The organism is Blautia sp. OF03-15BH (assembly GCF_003463065.1).
Classification (GTDB): domain Bacteria; phylum Bacillota; class Clostridia; order Lachnospirales; family Lachnospiraceae; genus Limivivens.
Genome location: NZ_QSCM01000008.1, coordinates 105827 through 127058, shown reverse-complemented (window position 1 = coordinate 127058; position 21232 = coordinate 105827). Strand labels below are relative to the sequence as shown.

20 protein-coding genes, 7 tRNA genes and 2 riboswitches are annotated in these 21232 nt (G+C 47.6%); of the genes, 2 read left to right on the top strand and 25 right to left on the bottom strand.

Annotated elements, in window-relative coordinates; genetic code table 11:
- Positions 1-164: 164 nt before the first annotated feature.
- From rpsL to DXA57_RS10365, 5 genes are all read right to left on the bottom strand, one after another.
- Positions 165-587 (bottom strand): 30S ribosomal protein S12, encoded by a 423-nt coding sequence (rpsL, locus tag DXA57_RS10390; protein WP_117767267.1) that lies wholly within the window; start codon positions 585-587, stop codon positions 165-167.
- Positions 588-762: 175 nt separating this feature from the next.
- Complete coding sequence (locus tag DXA57_RS10385) at positions 763-2106, bottom strand: hypothetical protein (protein ID WP_117767265.1); 1344 nt, start codon at positions 2104-2106, stop codon at positions 763-765.
- Positions 2107-2283: 177 nt separating this feature from the next.
- Entirely contained in the window at positions 2284-3057 is a 774-nt protein-coding gene (locus DXA57_RS10380) for a formate/nitrite transporter family protein (RefSeq protein ID WP_117767263.1), read from the bottom strand.
- Between the two features lie 278 nt (positions 3058-3335).
- Complete coding sequence (locus tag DXA57_RS10370) at positions 3336-5021, bottom strand: formate--tetrahydrofolate ligase (protein WP_117767259.1); 1686 nt, start codon at positions 5019-5021, stop codon at positions 3336-3338.
- A gap of 136 nt (positions 5022-5157) precedes the next feature.
- Positions 5158-5250, bottom strand: a riboswitch (THF riboswitch).
- Positions 5251-5395: 145 nt separating this feature from the next.
- Positions 5396-5478: riboswitch (ZMP/ZTP riboswitch) on the bottom strand.
- Between the two features lie 165 nt (positions 5479-5643).
- Positions 5644-6162, bottom strand: a complete 519-nt coding sequence (locus DXA57_RS10365; protein ID WP_243005767.1) for an HD domain-containing protein — start codon at positions 6160-6162, stop codon at positions 5644-5646.
- 205 nt (positions 6163-6367) lie between these two features.
- On the opposite strand from DXA57_RS10365, the gene DXA57_RS10360 reads away from it, so the two are divergent.
- Positions 6368-7297: a magnesium transporter CorA family protein gene (locus DXA57_RS10360; protein WP_117767257.1), complete on the top strand. Its 930-nt coding sequence runs from the start codon at positions 6368-6370 to the stop codon at positions 7295-7297.
- A gap of 56 nt (positions 7298-7353) precedes the next feature.
- A tRNA-Leu gene (locus DXA57_RS10355) sits at positions 7354-7435 on the top strand.
- A gap of 151 nt (positions 7436-7586) precedes the next feature.
- Here the strand turns inward: DXA57_RS10355 and DXA57_RS10350 are convergent.
- The 20 genes from DXA57_RS10350 to dapA all read right to left on the bottom strand — a co-directional run bounded on the left by DXA57_RS10350 (position 7587) and on the right by dapA (position 21232).
- Positions 7587-7659: transfer RNA gene (locus DXA57_RS10350), tRNA-Lys, on the bottom strand.
- Between the two features lie 58 nt (positions 7660-7717).
- Positions 7718-7789 (bottom strand) — tRNA-Gln (locus DXA57_RS10345).
- Between the two features lie 9 nt (positions 7790-7798).
- Positions 7799-7872 (bottom strand) — tRNA-His (locus tag DXA57_RS10340).
- Positions 7873-7899: 27 nt separating this feature from the next.
- A tRNA-Arg gene (locus DXA57_RS10335) sits at positions 7900-7973 on the bottom strand.
- Between the two features lie 2 nt (positions 7974-7975).
- Positions 7976-8046, bottom strand: a tRNA-Gly gene (locus DXA57_RS10330).
- A 17-nt stretch (positions 8047-8063) separates the two neighbouring features.
- A tRNA-Pro gene (locus tag DXA57_RS10325) sits at positions 8064-8138 on the bottom strand.
- Between the two features lie 206 nt (positions 8139-8344).
- Positions 8345-8824 (bottom strand): metallophosphoesterase family protein, encoded by a 480-nt coding sequence (locus DXA57_RS10320; RefSeq protein ID WP_117767255.1) that lies wholly within the window; start codon positions 8822-8824, stop codon positions 8345-8347.
- Complete coding sequence (locus tag DXA57_RS10315) at positions 8821-9432, bottom strand: XTP/dITP diphosphatase (protein WP_117767253.1); 612 nt, start codon at positions 9430-9432, stop codon at positions 8821-8823. Before DXA57_RS10315 ends, DXA57_RS10320 begins: the two co-directional genes overlap by 4 nt.
- A gap of 13 nt (positions 9433-9445) precedes the next feature.
- Positions 9446-10825: a lectin like domain-containing protein gene (locus tag DXA57_RS10310; RefSeq protein WP_117767251.1), complete on the bottom strand. Its 1380-nt coding sequence runs from the start codon at positions 10823-10825 to the stop codon at positions 9446-9448.
- Positions 10822-11982 (bottom strand): THUMP domain-containing class I SAM-dependent RNA methyltransferase, encoded by a 1161-nt coding sequence (locus tag DXA57_RS10305; RefSeq protein WP_117767249.1) that lies wholly within the window; start codon positions 11980-11982, stop codon positions 10822-10824. Before DXA57_RS10305 ends, DXA57_RS10310 begins: the two co-directional genes overlap by 4 nt.
- Entirely contained in the window at positions 11979-12545 is a 567-nt protein-coding gene (yfcE, locus tag DXA57_RS10300; protein WP_117767247.1) for a phosphodiesterase, read from the bottom strand. Before yfcE ends, DXA57_RS10305 begins: the two co-directional genes overlap by 4 nt.
- A gap of 73 nt (positions 12546-12618) precedes the next feature.
- Complete coding sequence (locus tag DXA57_RS10295; protein WP_117767245.1) at positions 12619-12927, bottom strand: rhodanese-like domain-containing protein; 309 nt, start codon at positions 12925-12927, stop codon at positions 12619-12621.
- Positions 12928-13008: 81 nt separating this feature from the next.
- Positions 13009-14778, bottom strand: coding sequence for a transglutaminase-like domain-containing protein (locus DXA57_RS10290; protein WP_117767243.1), 1770 nt, complete (start codon positions 14776-14778; stop codon positions 13009-13011).
- Positions 14775-15863, bottom strand: a complete 1089-nt coding sequence (locus DXA57_RS10285) for a DUF58 domain-containing protein (RefSeq protein WP_117767241.1) — start codon at positions 15861-15863, stop codon at positions 14775-14777. Before DXA57_RS10285 ends, DXA57_RS10290 begins: the two co-directional genes overlap by 4 nt.
- Positions 15864-15866: 3 nt before the next feature.
- Positions 15867-16814: an AAA family ATPase gene (locus DXA57_RS10280; RefSeq protein WP_117767239.1), complete on the bottom strand. Its 948-nt coding sequence runs from the start codon at positions 16812-16814 to the stop codon at positions 15867-15869.
- A 26-nt stretch (positions 16815-16840) separates the two neighbouring features.
- The gene (gene rpiB, locus DXA57_RS10275; protein WP_117767237.1) at positions 16841-17272 is read right to left on the bottom strand and encodes a ribose 5-phosphate isomerase B; all 432 of its coding nucleotides are present in this window, start codon (positions 17270-17272) and stop codon (positions 16841-16843) included.
- On the bottom strand, positions 17266-17727 hold the full coding sequence (locus tag DXA57_RS10270) for an arsenate reductase/protein-tyrosine-phosphatase family protein (protein WP_117767235.1): 462 nt from the start codon (positions 17725-17727) through the stop codon (positions 17266-17268). The genes rpiB and DXA57_RS10270 overlap by 7 nt, the downstream gene beginning before the upstream one ends.
- Positions 17714-18784 (bottom strand): L-threonylcarbamoyladenylate synthase, encoded by a 1071-nt coding sequence (locus DXA57_RS10265; RefSeq protein ID WP_117767233.1) that lies wholly within the window; start codon positions 18782-18784, stop codon positions 17714-17716. The genes DXA57_RS10270 and DXA57_RS10265 overlap by 14 nt, the downstream gene beginning before the upstream one ends.
- Before the next feature lie 92 nt (positions 18785-18876).
- Positions 18877-20082, bottom strand: coding sequence for a cell wall hydrolase (locus tag DXA57_RS10260; RefSeq protein ID WP_117767230.1), 1206 nt, complete (start codon positions 20080-20082; stop codon positions 18877-18879).
- A gap of 253 nt (positions 20083-20335) precedes the next feature.
- Complete coding sequence (gene dapA, locus DXA57_RS10255) at positions 20336-21232, bottom strand: 4-hydroxy-tetrahydrodipicolinate synthase (protein ID WP_117767229.1); 897 nt, start codon at positions 21230-21232, stop codon at positions 20336-20338.

Sequence of the window (21232 nt, the reverse complement as noted above, 5' to 3'; positions counted from 1 at the left end):
ACAGCCTGTACAGACTGCTGATTAATTCATCGGTACTCACAATGTGTCGTTCTATTGTGTTCATGCCAGTATCTTCTATTTTTAACCTGCAACCACCTGGTGAATAGAATTCCGGCATTCTCCGCATTACTGCGGTAATAGTTCTGTTCGTGAATCGATTTTAATTATTTCTTAGCGTCTTTCGGTCTCTTAGCACCGTATTTGGAACGGGCCTGACGTCTCTTAGCAACACCTGCGGTATCAAGAGTACCACGGATGATGTGGTAACGGGTACCCGGAAGGTCCTTAACACGGCCTCCACGGATCAGAACTACGCTATGCTCCTGAAGGTTGTGACCTTCTCCGGGAATGTAGCTGGTTACTTCGATTCCGTTGGAAAGACGTACTCTGGCGATCTTACGAAGAGCTGAGTTCGGTTTCTTCGGGGTAGCGGTCTTTACTGCAGTACACACGCCACGTTTCTGCGGAGCGGAAGTATCTGTAGTTTTTTTCTTCAGGGAGTTAAATCCTTTCTGAAGTGCGGGTGCAGTAGATTTCTTCTGAGAAGTCTGTCTGCCTTTTCTTACTAACTGGTTAAATGTTGGCATTCCTTTCACCTCCTGTAGTATTGTGGTTGCTTAGGAAAAATTCATATAAGGACGCAAAAACACTGTTTTCGCGCACCTAGGTCATTATAAAAGAAGAAAGCCCCCGTGTCAAGGGCTTTCTTTTGAAAATTCCTGCATTTTACAAGGTTTTCACAAGACAAAACGACAGCTGTCGTTATACCACGGAATCCAGAAAACGATAGATCATCCGGTAAGTGTCCGGCATATAATGGATGCCGTCTACGGTCTTTCCTTTGTTCTTCACCACATAGTTATAAGAGCTGATATAATTCTGCGGAAACGCAGCCTTCAGCCGGCTGTTGAATTGAACGATCTGCTTATTGGTAACGGAGTAACCATGCTGCTTTCCAAGCGTCTCATCGACTGGTGTCACAGACTCTATATAAAAGGAAGCCTTCGGATACTGAAGCATGAGATCTTTATATAAAGCAATGTAAGCACTGATATTTCCGAGGTCGTTGATCCCCATACGCAGGATCACTTTGGAGTTCGGATAACGTACCAGTACACTTTTCAGCTCTCCGATCGCAGATCCGACCATCCAGTCATACCCCATTCCGACTTTTCCTATATAAATATCTGTTCTGCCCTTTGCCAGCTGATCCAGCACTGTCTGTGTCGAATTCGCTTTCACCAGTGTATCGCCCGTCATGATCTGATAAAGACCTACGGTTCTGGAATCTCCAAGAAAGATCCGTTTTACTTCCCGATTTTCATCAGAGTCCGGCGGCGTTGTGGCTTTTCCATCCTCACCCAGATAAACATCTCCTACCCAGGCATTTCTGGTGATTTTTCCCTCTGCATCCAGGTAATAGTCATCCTGCCAGGCGCTGGTAAGCTTCTTCCCGTCTTCTCCCACATAATATTCACCGATCCAGCTGTTAGTCACTTTTTTCCCGTTGCTTCCAACATAATACTGTTCATCGATCCAGCTGTCCTTCACCCGTACGCCGTCGACTCCCACATAATACGAACCAACCCAGGTGTTTTTCTGCATTTTTCCATCAGAACCCAGATATCTCTCTGCCACCCACCATTTACGGATCATGGCACCGTTATTATTCGTTTCACGGAAATAATATCTTTCTCCCTTCAGTGTCACCCAGCCCGTCATCAAATGACCATAACCATACCGAAAAAGATACATTCTGCCCTTGATCTTCAATAATCCGCCTTTATGAAGCGCCCCGGATGCACGGAGAAAATATTTATTTCCCTGACATGTGATCCAGCCGGTATCTGCATATCCGTTCTTATTAAAATGGTAGATTTTTCCCTTGATGCTGACCCACTGATCGGTCAGGTAATCTCCAGAACTGAGAAGGTATCTTTTCTTTCCTGCCACCCGTACAAGCTGTCCTTCCGGAACTTTCTGACTGGTCACGTCTTTGATCAGATTATAACGGACGGCCGCCTGGCTTTCCGCCGGTATGGTCAGAATGATCAGAAACAGCAGAAAAATCACTGCTGTAAAAAACTTTCTCATTCGGTCTCTCATACTGCTCCTCCTTGCAAAATCTCCTCACTGTTGCCTATTATAACATATTTCCACTTATTTACGCAACCTTTTTGTAATACTTATGTAACAAATCTATGAGAAAGCAAAAAAATACAGACAGTCAGCAAGAGGTTTCCTGCTTTCTGTCTGTATCTTTCTCTTTTATCAATTGTGTCTTTAAGCTTCTTTCTTCTTGGAGATCAAGTAGTACGGCAGAGCTACAAATACAACACCACCGATCATATTTCCAATCGTAACACATATCAGATTGTAAATATAACCACCGATCGTCAGAGTTCCTGTTGTGGAATTCATCATTCCTACAGCCATGGTTGTCATGTTTGCAATACTATGCTCAAAACCGCATACCATGAAAGTAAGGATACACCACATGATCATGATCAGCTTTCCTGATTCACTTTTTAATTTGATGCTGCACCATACGGCAATACATACCAGTGTGTTACAGAGCAAACCCTTCAGCACAAGATTGATAGCCGGAGCAGTCATTTTCTTCTCTGCTGCTGCTGCAAACAGTTGACCTACGGTTCCGGAAGCTGCGCCGCTGGCCTGGAAAATAAAGGCTGCAACCAGACTTCCAACCAGGTTACCGATATAGCATACTACCCAGATCTTTACAACATCGCCCCATTTCATCTTCTTTGCAAAAGCTGCAGAAGAAAGGATAAAGTTGTTTCCGGTAAAAAGATCGGCTCCTGCCATCAGTACCATACTCAGTGCGGCACTGAAGGTCATGGAGTTCATAAATTTCTGCATGGGATCCTGTGCATCTGCAAAAGGCGCCGCAGCCGCGTTACTGATGAACGCACCAAACGCAATAAACATACCGGCAACCATAGCAGATACAAAATATCCCAACGGATTTTTCTTAAATAAATCTGTTTTTGCTTTGGCAGCATTACAAACTGCCTCAAATGCATCCTGATACATACTCCTACCTCCTGTATTGAGGATATGCAGAATGCCTTTTTATTTTCCGCCGCGGATCAGCGGAATTTTTCTGTCTGATCCGCAGACATTCCGCATACCTGAATCAAAAAAATACCGCCATGCTCAAAAAACAGCAGCATGGACAAATGGTTACAAAAATAGCATGAGAAACAATGCGGGCACAAAGCTCTCATGCTATTTCCTGAGCTTAAATTTTTCTTTAACTGTTCAGAGCCCACCTCCAAAATGCTTGGCTCTGAACAGTTGCATTTTTCTGATTAGAACAGACCTGTGATCTTACCGGTCTCGTCTACATCAATCTTCTCAGCAGCCGGAACTTTCGGCAGACCAGGCATGGTCATGATGTCACCGGTCAGAGCTACGATGAAGCCAGCACCAGCGGAGATCTTCAGGTTACGTACGGTAACTTCGAAGTCAGTGGGTGCTCCCAGTTTTGTCGGATCATCTGTCAGGCTGTACTGTGTCTTAGCAACACAGATCGGGCAGTTGCCGAAGCCCTGAGCTTCCAGCTGAGCAGCCTGTTTCTTAGCGTTAGCAGTCAGAACAACTCTCTTACCGCCGTATACTTTCTGAACGATCTGGTTCAGTTTATCCTCGATGCTTCCTTCCAGCTCGTAGGAGTAGGTGAAGTCGTTCGGCTCCTCTACCAGACGGATCACTTCCTCTGCCAGAGCGATACCGCCCTCGCCGCCTTTTGCCCAAACCTCGGACAGAGCAACGTTTACACCCAGCTCTTTACATTTAGCCTCTACCAGATCCAGCTCGGCTTTTGTATCGGTCGGGAATGCATTGATAGCAACTACGCAGGGCAGTTTGTATACATTTTTGATGTTGTTTACATGTTTCAGAAGGTTCGGAAGTCCTTTCTCCAGAGCCTCCAGGTTCTCCTGGTTCAGATCAGCCTTCGGAACGCCGCCGTTGTATTTCAGAGCACGAACAGTAGCTACGATAACAACTGCGTTGGGTTTCAGACCTGCCATACGGCATTTGATATCCAGGAATTTCTCTGCACCAAGGTCTGCACCGAAACCAGCCTCTGTGATGGCATAGTCAGCAAGACGAAGAGCCATCTTTGTAGCAGTTACGGAGTTACAGCCGTGTGCGATATTTGCGAAGGGACCGCCGTGTACGATTGCCGGTACATGCTCCAGAGTCTGAACCAGGTTCGGTTTCAGAGCATCCTTCAGAAGAGCTGCCATAGCACCCTGCGCATTCAGGTCTGCTGCGGTAACCGGTTTCTGCTCGGACGGTTTTCCATATGTATATCCAATGATAATTCTTCCAAGTCTTTCTTTCAGGTCAGTAATGTCTTTTGCAAGGCAGAGAACAGCCATGATCTCGGATGCAACGGTGATATCGTAGCCATCCTCTCTCGGCATTCCGTTTGTTCTTCCACCAAGACCATCTACTACGTTACGAAGCTGACGGTCGTTCATATCTACACATCTTCTCCAGGTGATCTTTCTCGGATCAATGTTCAGAGCGTTGCCCTGGAAAATGTGGTTATCGATCATTGCTGCCAGCAGGTTGTTTGCCGCACCGATCGCATGGAAATCACCGGTAAAGTGCAGGTTGATATCCTCCATGGGAACTACCTGGGCGTATCCGCCGCCTGCAGCTCCGCCTTTTACTCCGAATACAGGTCCGAGGGACGGCTCACGAAGAGCTACCATTACGTTCTTGCCGAGCTTCTGCATCGCATCTGCCAGGCCAACGGTGGTAGTGGTTTTTCCTTCTCCTGCGGGTGTCGGGTTGATAGCGGTAACCAGGATCAGCTTGCCATCCTTGCCCTCTGTCTCTCTTAACAGGTTGTAGTCAATTTTTGCCTTGTAATTACCATACTGCTCCAGATATTTCGGATCGATACCTGCTTTCTCTGCAATAGCGGTAATCGGCTCCATGACAGTTTCCTGTGCGATCTCAATGTCTGATTTGTAACCCATGATATAATATCTCCTTTCAATAATTAAATATCCGCTTTTTTAATTAAATTCAGGCGCCATGCGACTTCCATATGTGGAAGCATCTCTCATGACTCCGTCCGTATCTCACATACGGCTCAAGAGTGAAAAATTTCGCAGTAGCGGAAGCGATATCATAACGCGGCTTGAACCTTCGTTCGCAGGAAGTCTTCCCCTCCTGTGACACTTAACGCATAACATCTACTCTACTTGGGTAAAATTTAATATTCCACTTCAATAATTTTCGATCCAGCGGAATCTGGATCTTACGAAGCACGCTTCGTTGCATCAGTGGCTGAACTTCTTCTATGTATCCAGCCCTCTGTTGCGTAAAAAAAGCAACACTCCCGTGATGGAAATGCTGCCCAGACGGTCGACCTTTTATAATTCTGATTTCCCTGTGGTACTCCACAATTATCCGTCAGTAATCAGAACTTCTTCATATGACTCCATCAGTATACCTCACAAACTATTTTTTGTCAATACTTTAACAACAATTTGCCCTGCTTTTTATCTGTTCTTTTCATTTCCTTTGGCTATTTACAACAGTTTCCCTCTTCACTTTTCTCACGGGATATGCACTGTGTACAGTTCTTTTCCTGCGTCACTTCACCTTTGCCGCCCGTGATTGCAGATGATAAAGAAGCCAGTCCACACGGTCTCTGTGAAGTGTCTCATAGGAAGAACAGATTTTATCTGCCAGACAGACCAGATAGCTCTCCCGGTATGCCGGCGGAACAGGGGTCAGCGGAAACATATGTCTTTTGATGATGTCCTTTTCCACAACCGAGAGATCAAAGATCTCTTCTGCATTTTTCAATGCCCTGGCCGGATGAGTGAAACCATGCAGACGGTGATCATCCGATTTTTCATGCCAGTCATAAAGGAAATAATCATGAAGAAGTGCTCCTCGGATCATCTCTTTCGTCCGGACTTTCAAATGCAGCTTTTCTGCCAGATAACAGCTGAAATAAGCCACTGCAAGGCTGTGCCGGTATACACTGGTCACGCCGTGCTGGATATACTGCTCCGTTTCCTGAAGTCGAGACTCTTTTTTTACTTCTTTTAAAACACTGAAAAACTCTGTTTCATCCTTCAGGCGGATTTCTTTCTTTTCAGACAAAATGGATTCCTGCCTTTCGTAAAACTTTTAAGCAGTCAACAGTTTCTGATCCAGCGTCCGATCAAAAAACGCTGTATCGCTGATTTCAGTATAAAATGCTCTTTCTTTCCCTGTCAATAGAAGACACGAAATCTTCATGAAATCTTATAGATTTTTGATGAAAATGTGGTAGGATAAGATTACGATCCTTACCGGAGGTAAAACTATGATCCGATATATTTTTGATATGGAACACGGCCAGCTTCGGCCGGTAAAAGGAAATAACAATCAGACGGTTCCCGCTGACTGGGAGATCCAGCTGATGGATGAAAAGGAATTCAGTTCCCTTTCCGGAGATTATCCCCACCGGAAAACTTTAAAAAGAAGCCTTTCTCCTGTCCAGTACTGTAAAATTGAAACTTTTTCCGACTGTATCCAGGGAAGCATGAAAATCCCCGGAAAACAGGATAAGGGTACTTCTCCTCTGCTTTTTGGTTTTTATCAGAAGGATTCGACTCTGATTCTTATCAGCGAGACCGGCGAACTGAAGCATTACCTGGATCGGATGCGAAACGACTCCATGAAAGGCTGCACCCTGAATCAGTTTCTCTTAAACTTCTTTGAACTTCTCATTGCGGAGGATGTTCTCTACCTTCAGAAGCTGGAGGAACGTCTGAACCAGGTCGAGGAAATGCTTCTTTCCCGACAACCGGAGCATTTTAATGAAGAAATCCTCCGGTATCGTAAAAAGCTCTCCGGTCTTCACTCGTACTACGAGCAGCTGATGAATCTGGGCGATCTCATGCAGGCAAATATCAGCCAGGCTCTGACCAGAGAAGAATGTGCCGGCTGGCAGCTTTATGCCGGTCGAAGCGAACGGCTCCATGACCATGTGGAAATGCTCCGCGAGTATCTCCTGCAGCTGCGGGAGCTTTATCAGTCCCAGATTGATCTCCAACAGAACCGTGTCATGAGCATACTTACCGTGGTGACCACTATTTTCCTGCCTCTGACCCTCATTGCAGGCTGGTACGGCATGAACTTTCCCGGTATGCCGGAATTTGAATGGAAATACGGCTATCCGGCAGTGATTGTCATCAGTATTCTCATTATCGTTCTGGAGATCCTCTATTTCAAGAAGAAAAAGATGCTGTAAACGGCCTGACGGAAGAGTTGACAGTCCGTCTCCTTCCAGTTATAATAAATAGGTCGGCGGTCATGGCGGAATTGGCAGACGCGCAGGATTTAGGTTCCTGTATCGAAAGATGTGTGGGTTCAAGTCCCACTGGCCGCATGATCAAAAAAGCAGTCTTCGCAGATAAGTTTCTGTTGAAGGCTGTTTTTCTTTTCGCTTTTTGCATACCAGGTAATTCCCGTGACTTTTCCTGGCATACAAAAACAGCGGAAACCCGCATAACTGCTGAGTTTCCGCTACTTTCAAAAAGTGAGGCATCGGGGATTCGAACCCCGGACAACTTGATTAAAAGTCAAGTGCTCTACCGACTGAGCTAATACCCCATATTCAATTTATATAAAAAGGACTCTTTTCTTCTGCCCCAACTGGCTCATCGCCTAGCTGGGCTAGCCGGATTCGAACCGGCGAATGCAGGAGTCAAAGTCCTGTGCCTTACCGCTTGGCGATAGCCCAAAAAGAAAGGGTGGATATAGGGATTCGAACCCTAGGCCTCCAGAGCCACAATCTGGCGCGCTAACCAACTGCGCTATATCCACCATATTTCCTTGCACAGGTCGTGCAAACGAGCCTGAAGGGATTCGAACCCCCGACCCACGGCTTAGAAGGCCGTTGCTCTATCCAACTGAGCTACAGACTCAAAGCGGGTGATGGGAATCGAACCCACGTATCCAGCTTGGAAGGCTGGTGTTCTACCATTGAACTACACCCGCAAGTGTTAAATTTTAAGTCGGGGTGACAGGATTCGAACCTGCGGCCTCCTGGTCCCAAACCAGGCGCTCTAGCCAAGCTGAGCCACACCCCGTTCTTGGCGCTCTTGTCCTGCGCCTTTCTCCCTGACGCAAGACATATTATATTATAAGGTCTTTCAAATGTCAACACCTTTTTTTAAAAAATTTTTGGAATTTTTCAAACTATTGAAACTATGCGAAAATTCAATGTTTTTCGACCCGGAGACCGCCTCTGTCTCGAACTGCAGTCTCCGGAAAATCTTCTTACGCATTACCATTCCTACAGATATTTCTGTGAATAGTGTGCCTCGCCTTTTTCATCAATCTCCATGATCATATAGCTCGGGCGTCTTCCTTCCTGGCGCGGATAGGAAAGACTTCCGGGGTTCAGGATTGTCACACCGTCTTTCGTCTCAAAATACGGTTTATGGGTATGACCGAACATCACCACCTGATAATCTCTGGAAGCAGCCTGGCGCCGAAGTTCCTCCACACCCAGAGATACATAATAATAATGACCATGGGTAAGAAGCACTTTGTTGTTTCCAAGCGTGATCTCCCGTTCTCTCGGCAGCGAGCAGAAAAAATCATTGTTTCCGCTGACCAGATAAGCCGGACAGCTTACATGCGTGTTGATAAAATCCTCTCCGCCTTCCAGATCTCCCAGATGGATCAGAGCATCTATGGGTGATTCCTTTTCCAAAACCTCTTCCAGATTCTTCTCCTGACCATGCGTATCACTCACAATGAGAATCTTCATCTGTTTCCCTCCTCAAGGAAGGGACGCAGCTGCTCCTTGATCGCCTCCAGCGCTTTTCCTCTGTGGCTTAAACGGTTTTTGGTCGCCGGATCCAGTTCCGCAGTGGAACAGCCATATTCCGGCAGATAAAAAATAGGATCGTAGCCGAAGCCATTCTCTCCTCTTTCCTCATACCCGATCCGTCCCTCGATCGTTCCACGGCTTCTTAAGATGGGTCCTCCCGGTAAAGCCGCGGAAATGGCACAGACGAACCGTGCCGTTCTTTTTTCATCCGGCACTCCATTCAGACGCTCTACCAGATTGGCGTTTTTGATCCGGTAAGAGGTATCCTCTCCCATATACCGGGCAGAATAGATTCCCGGTTCTCCGTTCAGGGCATCGATCTCCAGTCCGGAATCGTCAGCCAGAACGATATCCTCCGGTGAAAGCTTCTGAATGGCAGTGGCTTTGATATCTGCATTTTCTGCAAAGCTCTTTCCGTTTTCCTCCACATCCGTCTGAAGACCGGCTTCCTTCATGGACAGGACCGGTACCTGAAGATCCGCAAGGATCATCCGGATTTCTTTCATTTTTCCTTCATTTCCTGTTGCAAAAATAATCCGTTTCATTGTTTTTTCCTTTCTATCCTTCGGTATCCGTATAGGCCTTCAGACAGACATTGCAATTATATTCCGTTTCTGTCCTGCTCCATTGATACCCCTTCATGCTGATATAGCCCTCGCCGTCAGAAAGATCCACTGTCTCTGTGTATTCATCCGCCTTATACTCTGTGGCCGCCGGATAATTTTCCCCCGGTGTCCGCACTTTTACCACTACGGCAAAACGCTGCCCTTCCCTCAGAGCTACCGGCTGATCCAGCTCCACCGTATAAAAGCCTGCATGCTCCAGTTTTCCTGTCTGTACCGGAGAAAAGGCCGCCAGCGACAACGTATCCTTAAAATCCTCCACAACAGCAAGCTCATATTCCGTATTCTCTCCTACAGAATAAAAACCGACTGCTTTTAAAGCTTCTGCCCCTCTGCTTGTATAGACATTGGCAAAATAACAGCTGTCCGCTCCGTATCCCAGCTGACCTACCCAGCCAAGAAGATCTGACTGATAAATGGAACTGTAATTATCCGGCGCTTCCACCCTGGAATATGCCAGCGCATACCCCGCAATATTGGGATCCTCATAGGAAACATAAAAAATCCCGTTTTCTCCATAGGAGGTTCCCCAGCTGTTCTGACAGATATATGCGCCGTTTCCTTTTACATGATAAGTAAAACCGGAAGCCGGATACGTATCATCCCAGCCGATGATCAGGATATCGTGGTTCGGCGCTTCCTTTTTCGGATAACAGTAGGAGGCTGTTCTCTCATTATAATAGACAGAACTGTAATCTTTCTGGACATCCATATAAAGAGAGGTCTGGACCGCTCCGTAAGCCTGTACCGCTTCCTTGATGGAAGTGCTGTCCTTCAGAATCCGGATCTCCTGCACATGTTTGACCGGGCTTAAGCCTTCCGGCGAATAACCGTCTCCATAAGGGTCATCCTCCGCCAGAACCGGTCCTTTCCAGGAAGTCAGATACGCCATGGTCATCGTGTAAGCCCCACCGTCATCCTGGCTTTTGGCATACCCATTCTGTAACGACAGATGATCTGCGGAAAACCGGAGATGTTCCTCAGGAAGCAGCGAGGCTTCCAGGGCAGAAACCGAAGCTACCGCCCAACAGGTCCCAAGACTCCCCTGATTCCGTACGTCCGGTGCCTTTCCATAATCCCTGGAATCATACCTTTCCGGAAAATCTGCTGTTTCTTCCGTCTCTGCCTCCTGTTTTTCCTGCTGCCCTTCTTTTTCTGCCGTCAAAAGAGCTTCCGGTGCCTCTGTTGTGGTGAAAACCTGTTCCTTCACCTCACGGATCAGCCGGTCTGCCTGAGGCTGGTACAACGTATAGACCAGATAGACACTCATACCTAGGATCGCCAGACGCAAAATTCCTTCTAATTTTCTGATCAACTATTTTCCTCTTGTTTCCGTTTCGGAGGCCTTGGCCCCAGAAACTGATAAAAATAGGTTTTCATCATGCCATTATAAATCTTACGGTTTTTATCCGCTTTTCTTCCGATGTATTTCTCTGCATCTTCATAAGCGGTGATCACATATTCTGACCAGGAATCCAGTCTGCGGAAAGCATCTCCCATTTCCTTATAAAGAGCAGGAAGATTCTTCTTCTCCTCCAGACGCTCGCCGTATGGCGGATTGGTGATCACAAAACCGTATTTTTTCGGATGGGAAAGCTCAGACACCGGTCTTTGCTGGAAATGGATCAGCTGCTCCACACCTGCCATTCTGGCATTGGCCCGGGCCGCTTTGATGATCTCTCCGTCAATATCATAGCCCTGGATGTCTGTTTCCACGGAAAGATCCACCAGGTCTGCTGCTTCTTCTCTGGCATCCTCAAAATGGCGGATAGGAATCAGGTTTTCCCATTTTTCCGCAAGGAAATGACGCTTCATACCAGGAGCCATATTGGCCGCCAGCATAGCTGCTTCGATTGGAAAAGTTCCGCTTCCGCAGAAAGGATCCACCAGAATGCGGTCTTTTTTCCAAGGTGTAAACAGGATCAGCGCTGAGGCCAGTGTTTCTGTGATCGGAGCCGGCGCCGTCATCTGCCGGTAGCCTCTTTTATGAAGAGAGACCCCACTGGTATCCAGACCGATAAGCACCTCATCCTTCAGGATTGAAACACGGATGGGATATTCAGCGCCTGTCTCTTCAAAACGTTCTCTGTGGTAAACCGTCTTTAAACGCTCTACCATGGCTTTTTTCATAATGGACTGGATATCGGAAGGACTGAAAAGCTTACTTTTAATGGAATTCGCCTTTGCCACCCAGAATTTTCCGTCTTCAGGAATGTAATCCTCCCAGGGAAGTGCCTTGGTTCCTTCGAAAAGTTCATCAAAGGTTTCCGCATGGATTTTTCCCACTTTGATCAGGATCCGTTCTGTCGTCCGGAGAAATACATTGGCATAGGCCACTGCCTCCAGATCCCCCAGAAAGGTCACTCTGCCATCCTCCACCTGACTGATCTCATAGCCGAGATCCAGGATTTCCCGCTTCAGCACAGCCTCCATTCCAAAATGACAGGGTGCTACCAGTTCAATCATTTTCATGCTTTTTCTGTTCCTTTCTCATTCAGATCCAGTGTTTTCACGATCTCGCCTTCAAATCCCTTAATCGTAAAAATGCCGTCCTCCAGAACTGCATACGTAGGAATATTTCCTTCTTTCGGGATGGAAACCGAGCCGGGATTTAAAAGAATATAGCCTTCCCGATGCTCCGCTTTCAGGACATGCGTATGACCGTGGATCAACACATCTCCTTCGCAGAAGGGCGGAAGGTTCTGTTCGTTGTAAACATGTCCATGCGTAGCATAAATGGCTTTTCCATCTGCAAGAAGGACGCAATAATCTGCCATCACCGGAAAATCCAAAACCATCTGGTCTACCTCTGCCTCACAGTTTCCGCGCACCGCATAAATCCTATTCTTCATGGGATTTAAAAGAGCAATGACCTCCTTGGGCGCATATTCCTTCGGCAGGTCATTGCGCGGGCCGTGATATAAAATATCTCCAAGCAGAATCAGGCGTTCTGCCTTTTCATTCTCAAATGCCTCCAGCATTTTTCTGCAATAATATGCGGAGCCATGGATATCGGATGCAAACATAAGCTTCATACTGAGCCTATCCTCCTGTTCTTCACTTTTGTTTCTCGTTTCTCTTCTATCTTAGTTAGGAAATGGTTCTCTGTCAACGGAAAGATTCCGTCTCTTTTCCCTGATAGGCCGACAGTCCTCCCACCACTGTCCTGGTGCGATAGCCTTTCCCGGCATATTCCCTCGCTGCAGCCATGCTCAGCGAGCCACGGTCACAGTAAAACACCAGAAGCACATTTTTTGGAAAAAGGCAGCAGTTTTTTCTTCTTTCATAGGGAATGTTCAAGGCTCCCAAAAGATGTCGGTCCCGGTATTCCTCCGGTGAACGAAGGTCTATGATAAAGGTATCCTGACGGTGAAGATACCGTTCCACTTCCTTTGGCGCGATCATTTCAAAATCCATTTCTTCACCCCCACTACTATCCTATGCAGGCGAAAAAAAAGCGTGAAAAAAGCAGCCTTTAAAAGCTGCTCTTCCCATTTTTCAGATCCATACATCGATCAGATAAAAGGCAAATCTTGACATGCCTTTTTGTTCTTTTCCCAGATGACGGCAGATGAAGTAATAAAGGTTCTGCACCTCTGCCCGTTCTTCTTCTGAAGCTATCTCCGGTCCATAGGTCGTCCGAAGAACGATCTCCAGGACTTTATGAAGCTCCGGTTCCTGAATCCATTCAAATTTCTTCAGGATCTCATCTTCCAGATTTTCTGTCAGAATGCTGTAGGACGCCGGAAGTCCGCCTACGGTCAGTACCTCAAAAAGTTCTGCAAAAATCTCCTGTACCGAAGCTTTTTTCCGTTTTTCCAGGATCATGACACGGCGAATGAAAAGACCGGCAAAGATCAGGATCAATGCCAGAAGAAAAATCACCGGAAGGAAGATCCAGGACGGACCAAGGTTTACCGGAAGGTCTCCGGATGCTTCCAGTTCTCCCAGAGTTGCTGCTGCCCCTCCGGTTTCTGTCTGCTCTTCGTTTCCATCTGACGTCCGGCTTGTACCGCCGGCTTCCTGTTCCGCTTTCTCTGTGCCCGCCTCCGGGCTGACTCCTTCCGTCTGCTGCTCTGTCCCGGTGGCTTTCTCCGTCTCGATCTCTTCTCCAAGAGCTTCCTGCACATCATCCGGAAAACCTCCGGACGGTGTGGTCTCCACCCGTACCCAATGGTCATCTATATAGGCTTCCGCCCAGGCATGTGCGTGATCATCCGGAACATCCGCCTGCCAGACGCCCTCTTCATTCAGATAAAACAGAGAGGGCGGGATCAGAAAGCCTGTCACATACCGCGAAGGGATCCCGTACATACGAAGCATCATCACAGCCGTAGCCGCATAATGGATACAATACCCTTCTTTCTTCTCAAAGAAAAAGTATTCAATGAAATCCTTTCCTTCCGGCGGGGCATCCACACGAAGATTGTATACTGTCCTGTCTCTTAAGGTATTTACAATAAAATCAATAACATCCTGTGTATTCTCCTGCGGATTCGCATCACAAAAAGCTTTTAATTCCGGCAGACGTTTTTTCGAATACTGAAGATTGAAACGGTTCTTCGGATTGTCCAGATCTCCCTCATCATTAAAGCTGTATCCGGTATACAGGTTGCCCATATAGCGGGACCAGTAAACCGGACTTTCCGGCTTCTGGTCGCTTTCAACGGTAACTACCGTCCGTCCGCTGAAATCCGGTCCTTCGCCCTGCGTTTCCAGGCTTCCGCCTTCATACTCTCCGGTTCCATCCTGGAATTTCAGTTCTTCCGGAAGAAACTGGTTCAGCACATGAATGAGAGAAGTCTGCTGGATCCGTGTTCTCAAAGGGATCACATCACCAAAGGCCTTCTGAAGAAGCGGCACTCCCGCCTGGGCACTCACCACCAGCAGTACACCGCTTAAAATCAGGACAGACAGTACATTGATCCCGGCCATTTTGAAATGCTTTCCCTTTTTTCCGGTTCCGGCCGCCAGGGTAACGGTCACATACAAAATGGCGGCTGTCATCGTCCAGATCGACGGGCTTGCACCAGCGGTAAGGATCAGTCCCAGGTAACTGCCGATCAGACAGTATGCCAGAAAGCGAAGCCCCCAGAAAAAGAAACCGCCTGCCAGGATCAGACCGAGAAAGATCACGATCCCGGCCATCCAGAAGCGATCCGTTCCATTCTGAACCAGAGTATTCCACCAGTCAGAAAGTTCCAGACCGCAAAACCAGGAAAGCCCCTGTCCGACGATATTCAGAAAAACTTGAAAATCCTGTATCATACAATCACCTGCTGCTCCTGGCCTTCCGTCGAAAATTCTGCGATCACGGTTCCGTTGTTCCGTAGTTTTCCTTCCGTATCAAGGATCAGACTGGCCGCAAAAATCTCACCCGGATATTCCTTGTCATAACCATTTTCAATATCATATTTCCAGCCATAGGGGACAGCTGCCAAAAGCTGATCCACCATGGCATAGGTTCCTTCCTCATCATCGATCCTGCAGCGCTGAAGCTCTCCCATCGCATCATCATACCAGGCCGCCACATGGCTCACGCCTTTTCCGGCCAGACTGTAGGAAAGGGAGGAAAAATTCCCCAGAAGAGCATCCATCTCTTCCTCCCGGAAATTCTTCGAGCTCGCTGTATAAAGATCCAGAAGCAAAAGCACCTGCACTCCCTGCGGGAAAGAAAACTCTTTCACCATCCAGTGATCCATGCGGGCACTGAGTTTCCAGTGAATGGTCTTCATCGAATCACCCGGACGGTATTCCCGGATCGCATAAATCTCGGAAACATCCTCGCCTTTCCGGTCCGTGGCATATTCATCGCTGTCCGGCATATGCTGTCTGGTCCTGGGATCCACTTCCACCGGGATTTCCCGGATCGTAGGCAGGACATTTACAAACACATTGTCATCCCGTACGGAAACCTTTTTAGAAAAAAGCCGGATCACATCGTAAACTCTTGCCTCCGTCACATAAAAATAATAACGGCCGGCATATTTCATGGTAAACTTCTCTTTCTGCCGTTCCTTTTTCTTCGGACCGATACCAAGGATCAGTCTCTTTTTTTCCGGTTTTCCCACATAATCACTGTCATGCAGCAACGTCAGCCGGATCTTCGGCATCGGAAGGATCCCTGTGTTTTCCACCCAGATCTCTACCGGAAACTCCTGCCCTTTTTCCACAACCGGGATCTGCACATTCAGACGGACCTGTAGATGTGCCCGAAGATACCAGGAGCTTCCATAGAGAACCAGTGCCAGAAGGATCAGAAACCCGAGAAGATAAAAAGGGGCTGCTCCGTCATACATGATACAGAGATAAATGCTTACCGCCGTCAGGATCAGATATGCGATCTTCCTCATATACTACCCCTGTCTTTTCTCCGGAAGAGGCTGCGCCACGCTTTCCAGAATCGTGGAAATGATCCCTTCTGCTGTCACATGGTTGACTCTGGCTTTGGCCGAGAGCTGCAGACGATGAACCGCAACCTCTTTAAATACATCAGAAACATCCGTGGGTACCACATAATTTCTGCCTTTTATATAAGCAGACGCCTTTGCCATGCGGGTAAGGGCAATGGTTCCTCGCGGGCTGATACCAAGATCCAGCATGGGATGCTCTCTCGTTGCTGCCACCAGATGAGCCACATACTGGAAAATCACATCATGTACAAAAACCTGTTCTACTTCCTTCTGAAGCTCCAGAAGTTCTTCCGCATTGACTAACGGCTGCAGCTGGTCCAGCGGACTCTGACCATTGTTGTGCTTGATGATCTCGATCTCTGTCTCTACATCCGGATAACCAAGAGAAGTACAGATCATGAAACGGTCCAGCTGAGAATCCGGAAGCATCTGTGTTCCTGCAGAGCCAATGGGATTCTGTGTGGCGATCACGATAAACGGCTTGGGAACTTCCCTTGTCACGCCATCCACCGTCACATTTCCCTCTTCCATTACCTCCAGAAGTGCGGACTGCGTCTTCGGAGAAGTACGGTTGATCTCATCTGCCAGAAACAGGTTGCACATGATCGGACCCGGCTGGTATACAAACTCATTTTTATCTTTCTGAAAAACAGAAAAGCCGGTGATATCCGAAGGCATAACATCCGGCGTAAACTGCATACGGTTTTCTTTCAGGCTCAAGACTCTGGAAAAAGCCAGTGCCATGGTGGTTTTTCCCACACCGGGGATATCTTCCATCAATACATGTCCACCAGCCAGGACGGCCATGAGGATTTTTTCCACAATGTCGTTCTTTCCGATCACGGCCTTGGTGATCTCTGCCATAATGGCTGCTGATTTATTTTCAATCATCGTCGTCCCCCCTTGCAAGGAATAGATCAGTCTTCTTCGATCTGACGGATCCGTGCCAGATGACGCTCTGCACCGGAAAACTCCGTCTCCAGGAAGGTATCTACGATTTTCAGTGCAAGACCGCTTCCTACCACTCTTGCACCCATCGCCAAGATGTTTGCATCGTTATGCAGACGGGTTGCCTCAGCACTGAAGCAGTCGGAACAAAGTGCCGCACGGACACCTTTGATCTTGTTTGCCGCCATGGAAATACCGATACCGGTTCCACAGATCAGGATTCCTTTTTCACACTCGCCATCCGCTACTGCATGGCCTACCAGCTTTCCATATACGGGATAATCTACCGCTTCCTCGCTGTAACAGCCGAAATCCTTGCAGGCAATGCCCTTTTCCTCCAGATGTCTGATGATCTCCTGTTTCAGTTCATATCCGGCGTGATCGCATCCAATCGCTAACATAATAATTCCTCCTCATTCAGCAGTACTACCAGTTTTGAGATCAGGCTTTCCAAAACATCATAGCAGGCTCCATAATCTTCCAGGGAACCGCCATAGGGATCTTTGATCTCTTCCGTACTGCTCACATAGTTTGAAAGCAGAAATACATTCTGCGCATTTTCATAGTTTTCAAAAATTTTCCTCTGACTCTCCTCATTGACTGCAAGGATCAGAGTCCTCTCATCAAAATCCGATTCCTGTAAAGCTTCCGCTGCATGGTCCTTCAGGCTTTGCTCATGCATTTCCATCACTGCCTCCGCCTTCGGGTTTGCCGGCTCCGGAAAAAGAACCACCAGTCCTCTGGAATCCACATCAAGATCACTCAGAAGGTATTTACTCCGCATGATCCCTTTTGCCATGGGTCCCATGTAGGTATCGCTGTTGCTTACAAAAATCAATCTGTCAAACCGTTTCATCCTTTTTCTCCCCAAGGCGGATCACCTGATGACCGGCCGCCTTCATAAGACGGTTCATGATCGCCTGGCCCATTCTCGGTGTATCAAAAGCCTCCGAATAGATCCTGTCTACCTTCAGCTCATCAAAATCCCTGAGAATACCAAAAAGATGACGGGCAATACTCAACTCCTCTTTCCGGCTTCCGATGGACTTCACAATGCCGCCCGCATAGAGATCTTTCGTCTCTTCTGTGGCAATGACACCGACTTTTTCTCCAGCCTTGTTTCCCTGCTCCACCAGACGGTTGATGGCAGCGATAACCTCTTCCTCTCTGCCTTCCACGATCTTAAGATCCGCTTTCGGAGCGTAATGCTTATATTTCATGCCCGGTGCTTTCGGGTGTGCCTTACTGCTGTCCAGCAACAAAGCTCTGTCGATCTCCACCGGTCCGATGACCTCTTTCAGCATCTCCTGGCTGATATACCCGGGGCGCAGGATCACCGGTCGATCCGTACTCACATCCACAATGGTGGACTCCAGCCCGATCTCCACTTCTCCTCCATCCAGGATCATATCGATTTTTCCACAGAGATCCTCTTCCACATGGGCTGCCTTCGTGGGACTCGGCCTGCCCGAGGTATTGGCACTCGGAGCTGCAATATAACCGCCGCCCGCATCAATGACAGCTCTTGCAACCGGATGAGATGGCATTCTGACTGCCACGGTATCCAGACCGCCTGTCGTTCCATAAGGCACCAGTGCGCTTTTTTTGAAGATCAGTGTCATCGGACCCGGCCAGAATTTTTCCATCAGAAGTTCTGCCTGCGTAGATACCTCCGAAACAATGGCATCCAGCATCTTTCTCTCTGTGATATGTACGATCAACGGGTTGTCCGAAGGCCTTCCTTTCGCTGCATAGATCTTCGCTGCCGCATCCTCATTCAGTGCATCTGCCCCCAGTCCGTAAACGGTTTCTGTGGGAAATGCCACAAGGCCTCCTCTTTTCAAAATCTGACCAGCCTGGCGAATGGATGCTTCATCTGCCTTCACACAGACTGTGTCTATGATATTTACCATATTTTTTCACCTCAAATCAAAAGGTTCATACCGAGTTCAGTATAACAAAAAAAGCGCTGTTTGTACAACGCTTTTTTCAACGGGAGGATTCTTTAGTAGAACTGATGTGCTCCGATCTTGACTCCTCTTCCGGATCCGGTATTGAAATACATGGCACTTCCGATGGGATTTTCACCTGCCAGAGCAGCATCTGCCGCTTCATAACAGCTGCTTGGGATCGCCCCGTTTGCGATCACGCTGTCCAGCCATCCGGAACCAGCCGGGCTGAACTGCCCACTCTCATAAATAACATCTTTGATGGTGCTTGCAAAAGAACTGCTGGCTACACGGTTCATGACAACTGCACCAACTGCCACTTTTCCTTCTCTGCTCTGATTGCCTGCCTCACAGTAGATCAGGCCTGCCAGAAGCTCTCGATCGCTGGAAGAAGCGGTGCTTGCGGAAGTATCCGTTGTGGAAGAGCTTCCGGAGTTGTCCTCATAAGACGTATTGTTATCAGAACTACTGTCGGTATAGGAACTTCCGTCATCGTAGCTGCTGTCCGTATAGGAGCTTCCATCGTCATAGCTGGTATCATAGCTGCTGTCCGTGTAGGAGCTTCCGTCATCGTAGCTGGTATCATAGCTGTTGTCCGTGTAGGAGCTTCCGTCATCGCAGCTGGTATCATAGCTGCTGTCCGTGTAGGAGCTTCCGTCGTCGTAGCCGGTACTGTCGCTATAGCTGCTCACGTCTCCGTAGGCATCTCCGGTAGATACGGCACGATCCAGGATCGTGGTCTCCATCACATCCTCTGCCGGAACATAGGCAACCGTCACATCATCCATCTGTACAGCTACCCAGGAACCGTCATTGCTGATCACTTCATATTCTTTTCCTGCAGCTGCGGTCGCCAGAACCTCTGAAGATCCATCCGGTGCAGCAAAAAGGCTTACACCATCCCAGTAGGTCTTTACACCCTGGGAACCATATACACTGGCAAGATTTTTTGCTTCCTCTCCGAAAGCAAGGTATTCATTCTTTACATAACCTTCCACACCGCCGGAGATCACAAGAGACCAAGTCTCGCCTCTCTCTATCACGTCAGCAGAAGCCGCGGTGGTCAGATAGCCGACAATCGTGCTGTCCTCGGAAGCGGCTGCACGGATATTTGCCGCCTCAGCCACATTGGCCACTGCCCGGTAAGCCCAGACATCGTCGCTGTATGTATCATCCGCATAAACCGGAAGCACGGTAAAAGCAGAACAGGCAGCGATGGTTGCCGCAGAGATCAATACCTTCTTTATATCATAATGTTTCATAAATGCCCTCCTAATGAATTGCAGAAGATTTTTTCTACAATTTCGTTACAAATATTACAAATTTATTAAACTTTGTTACGAGAGCATTTTACTATAATGACGGGAATTTGTCAACTGGTGGGGTGAAAATTAAGATTCTTTTGTTTCTACCAATAAAAAACACGCGGAAGACTCTCCCAGACAAGTCTTCCGCGTGCATCTCAGTTTTTTAGTCTTCTTTAAGCATGGTGCATCTGTTCTCTTCCCGGCTTTTTTATTTCTGATACTGACTGTAATATTTCCGGATTGTATCGAGAATTGCCTCGTCTGCTTCTTTTGACACCTGACCGAACGGTGCCCGGCAGGGTCCCAGAGGCTGTCCGATCAGATTTGCTGCCCGTTTTACAATGGAATTGGGATTTCCGTATTTAAAACAGGCTCGGATTGGAGCAATGGATGACTGTGCTTTTTTTGCAGCCTCCATATCTCCGGACAGATAATTCTGATAAATGCTGACCATAATCTCCGGCAGAATATTGGCAATGGCTGTGATTCCTCCTTTGCCTCCTGCCAGCAATGTCCAAAGGATCAAGGCATCATTTCCGGATAATACAGAAAAAGTCTTTGGATCTGTAGCATCCAGATATTGGAGAATATTTGTAAAGTTCCCGCTGGAATCCTTTACGCCTTTGATATTACTATAATTTGCTGCCAGCTTTCCAACGGTAGCCGGAGCAATAGAGACACCGGTCCGTGCCGGAATATTATATAAAACAATAGGCGTATCCACAGATTCAGCAAGAGCCGCATAGTGACTGTAAAGTTCATCCTGATTCAGGGCTGCAAAGTATGGGCTGATCACGGACAAAACATCTACCCCTATCTCCTGGGCACGTTTTGAAAGTGCAATGGTATCTTTCGTACTGATGCATCCTGTACCTGCATAGACTGGAACACGACCTTTCACTTCATCTACAAAGATCTCCATTACTCTTATCTTTTCATCCGCATCAAGGATATAAAATTCTCCATTTGTTCCCAGACAAAATACTGCATCAACTCCGGCAGCGATCTGGCGGTTGATCTGCCGTCTCATCTCCGCTTCATTAATACTGCCATCCTCATGCATGGGTGTCTGCATCGCAGCTACGATTCCTTTTATCTCTGCCAT

Excerpts from the sequence above, each read along its gene's own strand:
- rpsL (WP_117767267.1), bottom strand. The coding sequence starts at position 587 with ATGCCAACATTTAACCAGTTAGTAAGAAAAGGCAGACAGACTTCTCAG.
- DXA57_RS10385 (WP_117767265.1), bottom strand. The coding sequence starts at position 2,106 with ATGAGAGACCGAATGAGAAAGTTTTTTACAGCAGTGATTTTTCTGCTG.
- DXA57_RS10380 (WP_117767263.1), bottom strand. The coding sequence starts at position 3,057 with ATGTATCAGGATGCATTTGAGGCAGTTTGTAATGCTGCCAAAGCAAAA.
- DXA57_RS10370 (WP_117767259.1), bottom strand. The coding sequence starts at position 5,021 with ATGGGTTACAAATCAGACATTGAGATCGCACAGGAAACTGTCATGGAG.
- DXA57_RS10360 (WP_117767257.1), top strand. The coding sequence starts at position 6,368 with ATGATCCGATATATTTTTGATATGGAACACGGCCAGCTTCGGCCGGTA.
- DXA57_RS10320 (WP_117767255.1), bottom strand. The coding sequence starts at position 8,824 with ATGAAGATTCTCATTGTGAGTGATACGCATGGTCAGGAGAAGAATCTG.
- DXA57_RS10315 (WP_117767253.1), bottom strand. The coding sequence starts at position 9,432 with ATGAAACGGATTATTTTTGCAACAGGAAATGAAGGAAAAATGAAAGAA.
- DXA57_RS10305 (WP_117767249.1), bottom strand. The coding sequence starts at position 11,982 with ATGAAAATGATTGAACTGGTAGCACCCTGTCATTTTGGAATGGAGGCT.
- yfcE (WP_117767247.1), bottom strand. The coding sequence starts at position 12,545 with ATGAAGCTTATGTTTGCATCCGATATCCATGGCTCCGCATATTATTGC.
- DXA57_RS10295 (WP_117767245.1), bottom strand. The coding sequence starts at position 12,927 with ATGGATTTTGAAATGATCGCGCCAAAGGAAGTGGAACGGTATCTTCAC.
- DXA57_RS10290 (WP_117767243.1), bottom strand. The coding sequence starts at position 14,778 with ATGATACAGGATTTTCAAGTTTTTCTGAATATCGTCGGACAGGGGCTT.
- DXA57_RS10285 (WP_117767241.1), bottom strand. The coding sequence starts at position 15,863 with ATGAGGAAGATCGCATATCTGATCCTGACGGCGGTAAGCATTTATCTC.
- DXA57_RS10280 (WP_117767239.1), bottom strand. The coding sequence starts at position 16,814 with ATGATTGAAAATAAATCAGCAGCCATTATGGCAGAGATCACCAAGGCC.
- rpiB (WP_117767237.1), bottom strand. The coding sequence starts at position 17,272 with ATGTTAGCGATTGGATGCGATCACGCCGGATATGAACTGAAACAGGAG.
- DXA57_RS10270 (WP_117767235.1), bottom strand. The coding sequence starts at position 17,727 with ATGAAACGGTTTGACAGATTGATTTTTGTAAGCAACAGCGATACCTAC.
- DXA57_RS10265 (WP_117767233.1), bottom strand. The coding sequence starts at position 18,784 with ATGGTAAATATCATAGACACAGTCTGTGTGAAGGCAGATGAAGCATCC.
- DXA57_RS10260 (WP_117767230.1), bottom strand. The coding sequence starts at position 20,082 with ATGAAACATTATGATATAAAGAAGGTATTGATCTCTGCGGCAACCATC.
- dapA (WP_117767229.1), bottom strand. The coding sequence starts at position 21,232 with ATGGCAGAGATAAAAGGAATCGTAGCTGCGATGCAGACACCCATGCAT.